The following is a 9,528-nucleotide window of genomic DNA, read 5'->3' on the forward strand; positions in this document are numbered from 1 at the left end:
TGATTCGCACCGGAGCCGCCCACGAATCTCGTTCCCCAGGAGAGGACGCCGATGTCAGAACAACGATGGTTGCGCTCGTACCTGCCGCGCTCCCAGGCCGAGGCGCAGTTGATCTGCTTCCCGCACGCCGGTGGCGCGATGAGCGCGTTCCGCGGCTGGGCGGAGCTGGCCGGGCCTTCCCTCGATGTGCTCGCGGTGCAGTACCCGGGCCGGCAGGACCGCTACGCGGATCCGCTGCCCGCCGACATCGGCGAACTCGCCGACCAGATCGTCCCCGAGATCCGACCGCTGCTGGGCCGCCCGACGGCGTTGTTCGGGCACAGCATGGGCGCGACCGTGGCGTTCGAAGTGGCCCGGCGACTGCGTCCGCGCTTCCCCTCGCCGCTGCTCCGGCTGTTCGTCTCCGCCTGCGACGCGCCACCCGCGCGCACCCCACGCGCCACCGCTCGCGGGGATGCGGAGATCCGGGACTACGTCCGCGATCTCGGGGGCGCGGCGGCCAGTGCCCTGGAGGACGACGAGATGTGGCAGCTGGCACTGCCGTCGCTGCGCCACGACTTCCACCTCGTGGAGACCTACCGCTACGTGCCCGGTGCGCCGCTGACCTGCCCCGTCACCGCCATCGCCGGGGACCGGGACGAGACGGTGACCTTGGCCGACGTCCAGCGCTGGCAGGAGGTCGCGGTGGGCGAGTTCGAGGCGCACAGCCTGCCCGGCGGTCACTTCTACCTCGACGAGTCCCTGCCGGACCTGATCGCGCTCCTGCGAAACCGCTTGACAGCCGCACGATCGGCGAGCACGACCTGAACCGCGGCGGGAGCGGTGCGCCGAAGGCGTTGCCCGGGGCCGGCGCGAGCGCGTGCGCACTCGCGCCGACTCGCGCCGGGTCAGACGGGCGTGCCGCAGAAGGACGCGACGTCGGTGGCGAACAACCGGTCCGCGTGTGCCAGCGCCGCCGGCTCGGCGACCTGCACCCGGCCGATCCCGGCCAGCGTGGAGAACTTGGTGGTGCCGAGATAGGCCATCGCCAGCACATCGACGTCCACGGTCAACTGCGCGGTTTCCGAAGTGGGCACGGCGCCTTCCGGCGAGATCCGGAACCGGCCGGAGTTGGCCGGCCGGAACGCGTCGACGACCTCCAGCACGACCGGTTTCGCGTCGCAGTACGTGCGGGCGGCCAGCACGGCGGGAACATCGAGCAGCCGCAGCCACAGTTCGTCGTCGATCGAGTGGGTTCGGCAGCCGCGCCAATCCACCAGCATCGCCTCGACGAGCTCGTCGGTGGGCCGGGTGCGCACGCACACCTCGTCCACCAGGTCGATGCTCAGCAGATGCCGCCACAACCCAGCGGTGGCCGCCGGGCCTGCCGCGTGGAAATCCGTCACCAGCAAGGTGACGTTCGGTCCCGGACTGCCGTTGTCCTTGGCAGCGTACACGGCGAAGCCGTCATCGCCCGCCGCACCTGAGTGCACCGCGATCCGGAAGTGCTGACCGGCGCGCATGGCGCGTTCCCAGTAGACCTTCCACCAGTGCGCGGAGCGCGCGATCACGCCGGGACGGTACGGGCCGAGCTGTTCGTACAGCTTCGGCAGCAGTTCGAGCGAGCTTTCCGGGTCGATCAGCCGGACGGTGCCTTCGGCAGGCACTTCGGATCGCAGCCGTGCCTCGTGCTTGCGGATCCGCAGGGCCCGGGACTGCGTGCTGACCCCATGCCCGAACCGACCGTAGAGGGTCGCTTGGGCGGGGGTGTTGCCGATGAGCAGGTAGCCGTGCTCCGCCGCGGTGTCGAACTGCGCCTGTTTGAGGCGGTTGAACAGGCCCTGCCGGGTGTAGTCGGTGTGCACCCCGCTACCGGTGGAGGCGGCCATCGGCAGCGACGCCCCACCCGGCACGGTCAGCTGGGAAGGCAGCAGGTTCACGGTACCGACCACCGCACCGTCCACAATGGCGCCGACCGCGAGCCCCGGCTCGTACACGTGCCTCGCGAGGTCCCACTCGCTCGTCGACACCGGCGGGTTGTGCTGGGAGACTCGTGCCACGTCGTATGCGGCTCGATATTCGTCTACTTCAAGCCGTCGGATCTCAGCTTTTCGCATGCGCGCAACCTCCCTGGCGGATATCGCGTGAAATTTTCGTCCGGCCCGCTATCCGTTTCCTATATCCGAATCGGACGGTCGCGCCCCGCCCTGCCGTATAGCCGAGGTATAGCCGCAGTATCGGTCGGCTGACGAGAGTCCAGGGGCGCAAGGCAGACACGGCTTTTCGGGACATGTGCGCGCTGGCCTGAACCGAGGGCCGCCGACTCAACGGGAGAATCGCATGAACGGCGCGTCACGTCCGCCCGGCACCCCGCTGACCCACGAACTCATCGCCGGCCAGGCTGCGGCGACGCCCCATGCGGTCGCGCTCGTCGACGACGAGCGCGAAGTTTCCTACCAAGATCTCGAACGGCGCGCCAACCAGCTCGCGCACCTGCTGCTCGAACGCGGCGCGGGAGCAGAGCACCCGGTCGCGGTTCGCCTGCGTCGCAGCACCAAATTGGTCATCGCCTTGCTCGCGGTGTGGAAGGCGGGCGCCGCCTACGCCCCGCTGGACCCCGATCACCCGCGCTCGTGGACGGCCGCGGTGCTCGCCGAAACCGGGGCATCGATCGTGCTGACCGATAGCGCGGACACCTTCGACGGGGTGGATTCGGTCGTCCTGGACGACGTCCTGGAGGTGTTGGACGACAGGGCCGAAACCGCACCGGAGGTCCAGGTTTCGGGTTCCCACCCCGCCTACGTGCTGTTCACCTCGGGGTCGACCGGGAAGCCCAAGGGCGTCGTGGTCAGCCACGCGGGCTTCGGCAACCAGCTGCGGTGGCGAGTGGCGAACCACCGGCTGTCGCCGCGCGACAGGGTGCTGCAGAAGACGCCGCTGACCTTCGACGCGGCGGGCTGGGAGATCTTCGCGCCCCTGCTCAGCGGCGGAACCGCGGTGCTGGCGCCGGTCGGTGCGGAGCGCAATCCGACCGCGCTGCTGAATGCGTTGGCCCACCACCGGATCACGGTGCTGCAGGTGGTGCCTTCGGTGCTGCGCGCGCTGGTCGCCGAACCCGGTTGGGAGCGGTGCACCTCGCTGCGCGTCCTTTCGTCAGGTGGCGAGCCACTGCACGCCGAACTCGGGCAACAATTCTTGCGGGCCGTCGAACCCGGCGCCGGCGAGGTCGAGGTGTGGAACACCTACGGCCCCAGCGAGTGCGCCATCGACGTGACCGCTCACCGGTTCGACCCGCTGCAGCGTTCTGGGCCGGTGTCCATCGGAGAACCGATCGACGGCATGCGGGCGGTGGTCTGCGACCCGGCGGGCGAGCCGGTGCCGCCCGGCGAAGCGGGCGAGCTGCACATCGGCGGCGTCGGCGTCGGCCACGGCTACCTCGGCCGCCCGGAGCTCACGGCCGAATCCTTCGTGCCCGACCCGGACGGCCCGCCCGGAGCGCGGTGGTACCGCACCGGAGACCTCGCGCGGCGGCGGGCCGACGGCAACCTCGAATACCTGGGCCGCATCGACCACCAGGTCAAGGTCAACGGGGTCCGGGTCGAACCCGGCGAGGTGGAGACTGCGTTGGCGGCGCACCCCGGCGTGCTGGAGGCCGCGGTCACTTCGTTCACCGCAGCCAACGGTGCCACGCGGCTGGTGGCCTACGTGCGCCGGCGAGGAACGGCGGCCGTCGACGATGCGCGTGCGTTCCTCGCCGAACGTCTGCCGGACACCCACGTGCCACCCGCGTTCGTCGAGGTGGCGGAGTTCCCCACCACCCGGAGCGGCAAGATCGACCGCCGCGCGCTGCCCGCCCCCGACTCCGTACCGACCGAGGCCCCGAGCACCGACGCCCAACGTCTGGTCGCGCGGGTGTGGCAGGACCTGCTCCAGGTCGACCAGGTCGGCGCCCACGACGAGTTCTTCCGGCTCGGCGGCTCGTCGCTGCAGTTCACCCGCCTGGCCAACCAGCTGCGGGTGGCCACTGGCAAGGACATCCCGTTGGCGGCGCTGCTGAGGGCCACCACGGTCGAGGCGCAGGCACGTCTGATCGCGCCGTCGGCAACCGACGCGCCGGTGCGTCCGGTGCCGCGCGGCGGCGCGTTGCCGGTGTCCTTCGGGCAGCGCCGGCTGTGGCTGCTGGACCGGATCAACCCGGGTGCCCGCGAATGGGTGTCCGGGCTGTTCCTGCGGGTTCCGGCCAGGAGCAACGAGCAGCTCATCCGCAGCGTGCTGGACGCGCTCGTGGCCCGCCACGAGGCGCTGCGCACCAGGTTCGCGATCGTCGGTGACGAACCGGTGCAGTACGTCGACCCGCCGAGGCGCGTCGAACTGCGAGTGCACCGCGGTCGTCGCGACCAGATGCCCGACGTCCTCGAACAGGAGACCGCGCGCGGTTTCGACCTCGAGAGCGGGCCGCTCATCCGGGCCGTGCTGTTCCGCGGCCCGGACGGCGAAACCCGCGACGATCCACTGGTGGTCTTGATGCACCACATCGTCTGCGACGGCTGGTCGTCGGCGGTGTTGGAGCGCGAGTTCTACGAGATCTTCTCCGGCGGACTGACGAAGTTGCCCGCCCTGGAGGTCCAGTACGCCGACTACGCGGCCTGGCAGCGCGAGCGGCTGACCGAGGAACTGCTGGAGGACGAACTCGCGCACTGGCGGACGGCGCTGGCCGGTGTCGAGCCGCTGACGCCGCGCCCGGACCACCCGCGACCGGCGGTCCGCGACGCTCGCGGTGCGGTGGTCGGCTTCACGATCCCGCCCGAGGTCGCCGAGGCGCTCGGCGAGCTGGGGCGGCGGCACGGCGCGACCCCGTTCATGACGCTGCTGACGGCGTTCGCCACCCTGCTGGCCCGCCACGGCTCGCAGTGGGACGTGCCGGTCGGCGTGCCGACCGCCGGTCGGGACCGGCCCGAGCTGGAAGGTGTGGTCGGGTTCTTCCTCAACAGCCTCGTGCTGCGCTGCCGCCTCGACGCGGACATCACCTTCGAGCAGGCGCTGGAGCAGGTCCGCGCGGCCTGCGTGGATGCCTTCGAGCACCAGGAGTTGCCGTTCGAGCGGCTGGTGGCCGAACTCGTCCCGGAGCGCGACCTGTCCCGGACACCGCTGTACCAGGTGGCGTTCGACTTCCACGGCGACGAGCTCACCGGCGCACCGGAGGACTCCGCCGAGCTGGACACGCTGATCCGGGCGTCGCAGGTGGCCAAGACCGATCTGACGCTGTACCTGCGCAGGCAGCCCGACGGCAGCATGGTCGGTCTGCTGGAGTACGCCACCGCGCTGTTCGACCAGAGCACGATCGCGCGGTTCGGCAAGCACTTCCTGGAACTGCTGGGTGCGGTCGTCGCCGATCCGCGGGCCCGGCTGGGTGCGCTGGAGTTCCTGCCCGAGGACGAGCGGCACGAGCTGTCGTCGTGGCACCACCACGACGCGCCACCGGTGGCCGCGTCCGTGCTGGATGACTTCGAGCGGCAGGTTGCGGTGTCCGGCGATGCGGTTGCCCTGAACGCCGGCGAAGCGTCGATGTCGTTCGCGGAACTCGACGCCCGGGCCAACCAGCTCGCCCGTCGGCTGCGCGCGGCCGGTGCGGGGCCCGAATCGGTGGTCGGAGTGCTGCTGGAGCGGGGCGTCGACTTGCCGGTGGCGCTCCTCGCGGTGTGGAAGGCGGGTGCCGCGTACCTGCCGCTGGACCCCGATTTCCCGGTGGAGCGGGCAGGTTTCGCGCTAGCCGATGCCGGTGCGCGGATCTTGGTGACCCAGCGCGAGCACCAGCGGCGCGCAATCGAAGCGTTCGACGGCGAACTGGTGCTCGTCGACTCGGTGCGCGCTGAGGACCCCGCGCCGCTGGCGCGCGCCGCCGACCTGGACCAGCTGGCGTACGTGATCTACACCTCCGGTTCCACCGGCGAGCCCAAGGGCGTGCAGATCAGCCACCGCGGACTTGCCAACCACGTCCGGTGGGCGGTCGCGGAGCTGGCCGGCCGCGGGGCCGGTGGGGCGGCGCTGTTCTCGTCGGTCGCCTTCGATCTGGTGGTGCCGAACCTGTGGGCGCCGCTGCTGGCCGGGCAGCCGCTGCACCTGCTGCCGCCGGACCTTGATCTGGCCGAACTGGGACGCCACTTGCTGGCGGCCGCACCGTTGAGCTTCCTCAAGCTCACCCCGGGGCACCTGGAGATCCTCTCCCACCAGGTATCGCCAGCGCAGATGCGGCAGCTCGCGGAGGTCGTCGTGGTGGCGGGCGAAGCTCTGCCGCCCAGGTTGGCCGAGCAGTGGACCACCGCCCTGGGAGCGGGCCGGCTGATCAACGAGTACGGGCCCACGGAGGCATCGGTCGGTACCTGCACGTTCCCGGTGGCCACCCCGGTCGGCGGCGATTCGGTGCCCATTGGTCGGCCGCTGCCGGGGATGTCGATGTACGTGCTCGACGATTCGCTGCGCCCGGCGCCGATCGGCGTGGTGGGCGAGCTGTACGTCGGCGGTACCGGTGTGGCGCGCGGCTACGCGAACCGGCCCGAGCTGACCGCCGAGCGCTTCATCCCGGATCCCTTCGGTCCGCCTGGGGCGCGGCTCTACCGGACCGGTGACCTCGCGCGCGTGCTGGCCGGTGGTGCTGTCGACTTCGCCGGGCGGCGCGACGAGCAGGTGAAGATCCGTGGGTATCGGGTGGAACTCGGTGAAATAGCGGCAGTTCTCGATGCGCACCCGGGCGTTCGCGATGCCGTCGTGATCGCCGGCGAGGATGTGTCGGGCAACACGACTGCGCTCGCGTACTGCGTGCTCAGCAGCGCTGATCTGAAGCCGGAGGACCTGCTCGCCCACTGCGCCGCGCGGCTGCCCTCGTACATGGTGCCGAGTGCGGTCACCCCGATCGACTCGATCCCCTTGACCGCCAACGGGAAGCTCGACCGGGCCGCGCTGCCCGCGGTCGGCGGGTCGGGGGCCGAACTGGTCGCCCCGCGCGGGATCGTCGAAGAGCGGATCGCCGAGATCTTCACCAAGCTGCTCGGTGTCCCGACGGGCGCGCACACCGGTTTCTTCGGCAACGGCGGCAACTCCATCTTGGCGATCCGGCTGATCGCCGCGATCCAGTCGGAATTCGAGGTGGACCTGCCGATCCGCGCCGCCTTCGAGGGCGACACGGTTGCCGAACTGGCGGCGGCGGTGGAGGCCCGGATCCGCGCCGAGGTCGACCAGATGTCGGAGGAGGAACTGCGCGCGACCGATCTCCCTGGGTGACGACCTGCATCCGGACGAACTGCAGATGGCGACGGGAAAGTGGGACTGGCGTGATCGACGAATACAGATCAGAACTGGTGAAGTTCGTGGGCGAGGAGTTCCTCTCCGAATCGGAGCGGGCCGACCTGGACGCGGAGACCCCGCTGCTGGAGGCCGGGATCCTCGACTCGCTGCGGGTGGCGGTGCTGCTGAACTTCATCCGCGAGGAGCTCGGCGTGAACGTGCCTCTCGCTCGGCTGGACATGCGCAACTTCGCCGACATCGCGACCCTCGCCGCCATGTTGGCAGACCTGGCGCCGGTGCGATCGGGAGGAGCGGCATGACCAACTCCGCAGCGGATTACGACGTCGCGATCATCGGTGGCGGCCCGGCCGGCTCGACGGCCGCTTCCTACCTGGCGCGCGCGGGCCTTTCGGTGGCGGTGTTCGAGGGCGAGACCTTCCCCCGTGAGCACGTGGGGGAGTCGCTGGTGCCGGCGACCACCCCGGTGCTGGTGGAGATCGGTGCCCTGGAGAAGATCGACGAAGCCGGTTTCCCCAAGAAGTACGGCGCTTCCTGGACCTCCGCGGAGTCCCGCGACATCCCGCGGATGGGCTACCAGGGGCTCAGCCACGGCTGGACCGCCGACATCCAGTTCGTGGAGCGCAACCAGCCCGGCGTGGACCGCGACTACACCTTCCACGTCGACCGCGGGCGGTTCGACGCGATCCTGCTCAAGCACGCGGAGGAGCAGGGCGCCGCGGTGTTCAACGGGATCCGGGTGCGCCACGTCGACTTCTCCGATCCGGACCTGGTGGGGCTGACCTGCCGGGTGGGCAAGCGCGAGGTGGGGTTCACCGCCCGCATGGTGGTCGACGCGTCCGGTCGGCAGACGATGCTCGGCCGGCAGCTCAAGGCCAAGGTCGCCGACCCGGTTTTCGACCAGTACGCCGTGCACACCTGGTTCCGCGGGCTGGACCGCGAAGCCCTGGCGGGCGATTCGAGCCAGGCCGAACACATCTTCGTGCACTTCCTGCCGATCAAGGACACCTGGGTGTGGCAGATCCCGATCACCGACGAGATCACCAGCATCGGCGTGGTCACGCAGAAGCGGCGCTTCCGGGAGGCCAGCGGGGATCGCGAGGAGTTCTTCTGGGACTTCGTCTCCAGCCGCCCGGAGTTGTACGACGCGCTCAAGAACTCCCAGCAGGTGCGCCCGTTCAAGACCGAAGGCGACTACAGCTACGCGATGAAGCAGATCTGCGGCGACCGGTTCGTGCTGATCGGTGACGCCGCCCGGTTCGTCGACCCGATCTTCTCCAGCGGCGTCAGCGTCGCCCTCAACAGCGCCCGGATCGCCTGCCAGGACATCATCGCGGCGCACGAGGCGGGTGACTTCACCAGTCAGCGGTTCGCCACCTACGAGAACAAGCTGCGCCGGGCGGTGAAGTACTGGTACGAGTTCATCTCGATCTACTACCGCCTGAACGTGCTGTTCACCGCGTTCGTCCAGGACCCGCGCTACCGCATCGACGTCCTGAAGATGCTCCAGGGCGACGTCTACGACGGCGAGGAACCCCAGGCGCTGAAGGCGATGCGCGAGGTGGTGGCGGAGGTGGAGAACAACCCGGACCACCTCTGGCACCCGTACCTGGGCACCTTGAAGGCGCCCACCTCGGCCCCCAGCTTCTGACGGTCCCCCGGCCCCGCAGGCCGCCCACCGGAACCCGGCCTGCGGGGCCTCCGGCACGTCGAACGCGCACTCCGTCGTCGCCAAGCGCATGTCCGAGGCCAGTCGCGCCGTAGCACTTCAGGGGCATCGCACAGGTCACGGGCTTCCGGGAGACCGCGCGACTCGACGACTTCGAGAGCACGCTGCAAAGACAAGTGAGGTGCTTGATGTGAGTGCTTTGGAAGGTGTTCGGGTGTTGGACATGACGCATGTCCAGTCCGGACCGTCCGCGACGCAGATCCTGGCCTGGCTCGGCGCCGACGTGGTGAAGCTGGAGGCACCCACCGGCGACATCACCCGCCGGCAGCTGCGTGACGTCGGCGACGCCGACAGCCTGTACTTCACCATGCTCAACTGCAACAAGCGCAGCATCACGCTGAACATGAAGTCCGAGCGCGGCAAGGAGATCTTCGCGGAGCTCGTCGCCGGCTCCGATGTGCTCGTGGAGAACTTCGGGCCCGGCACCGTCGACCGGATGGGCTTCACCTGGGAGCGGTTGCGTGAGATCAACCCACGGCTGGTCTACGCCTCGATCAAGGGTTTCGGTGACGGCCCGTACA

At 70.0% G+C, this 9,528-nt stretch carries 6 protein-coding genes; 5 read left to right on the plus strand and 1 reads right to left on the minus strand.

Annotated features, from left to right (window positions below; genetic code table 11):
• Positions 1-51: 51 nt before the first annotated feature.
• Positions 52-807, plus strand: coding sequence for a thioesterase II family protein (locus tag BLW84_RS13690; protein ID WP_093265481.1), 756 nt, complete (start codon positions 52-54; stop codon positions 805-807).
• An 80-nt stretch (positions 808-887) separates the two neighbouring features.
• On the opposite strand, the gene BLW84_RS13695 is transcribed toward BLW84_RS13690, so the two are convergent.
• A complete protein-coding gene (locus BLW84_RS13695) occupies positions 888-2,096 on the minus strand; it encodes a GNAT family N-acetyltransferase (protein ID WP_093265483.1) in 1,209 nt (402 codons plus the stop codon).
• A gap of 223 nt (positions 2,097-2,319) precedes the next feature.
• On the opposite strand from BLW84_RS13695, the gene BLW84_RS13700 reads away from it, so the two are divergent.
• The 4 genes from BLW84_RS13700 to BLW84_RS13715 all read left to right on the plus strand — a co-directional run.
• The gene (locus tag BLW84_RS13700; RefSeq protein WP_093265484.1) at positions 2,320-7,257 is read left to right on the plus strand and encodes a non-ribosomal peptide synthetase; all 4,938 of its coding nucleotides are present in this window, start codon (positions 2,320-2,322) and stop codon (positions 7,255-7,257) included.
• A gap of 50 nt (positions 7,258-7,307) precedes the next feature.
• Positions 7,308-7,580, plus strand: coding sequence for an acyl carrier protein (locus BLW84_RS13705; RefSeq protein ID WP_177226450.1), 273 nt, complete (start codon positions 7,308-7,310; stop codon positions 7,578-7,580).
• Positions 7,577-8,929: an NAD(P)/FAD-dependent oxidoreductase gene (locus BLW84_RS13710; protein WP_093265487.1), complete on the plus strand. Its 1,353-nt coding sequence runs from the start codon at positions 7,577-7,579 to the stop codon at positions 8,927-8,929. Before BLW84_RS13705 ends, BLW84_RS13710 begins: the two co-directional genes overlap by 4 nt.
• 241 nt (positions 8,930-9,170) lie before the next feature.
• On the plus strand, positions 9,171-9,528 hold a 358-nt coding region (locus BLW84_RS13715; protein WP_425441713.1), incomplete at its 3' end, for a CoA transferase.

The organism is Saccharopolyspora shandongensis, assembly GCF_900106995.1.
GTDB classification, from domain to species: Bacteria; Actinomycetota; Actinomycetes; order Mycobacteriales; family Pseudonocardiaceae; genus Saccharopolyspora; species Saccharopolyspora shandongensis.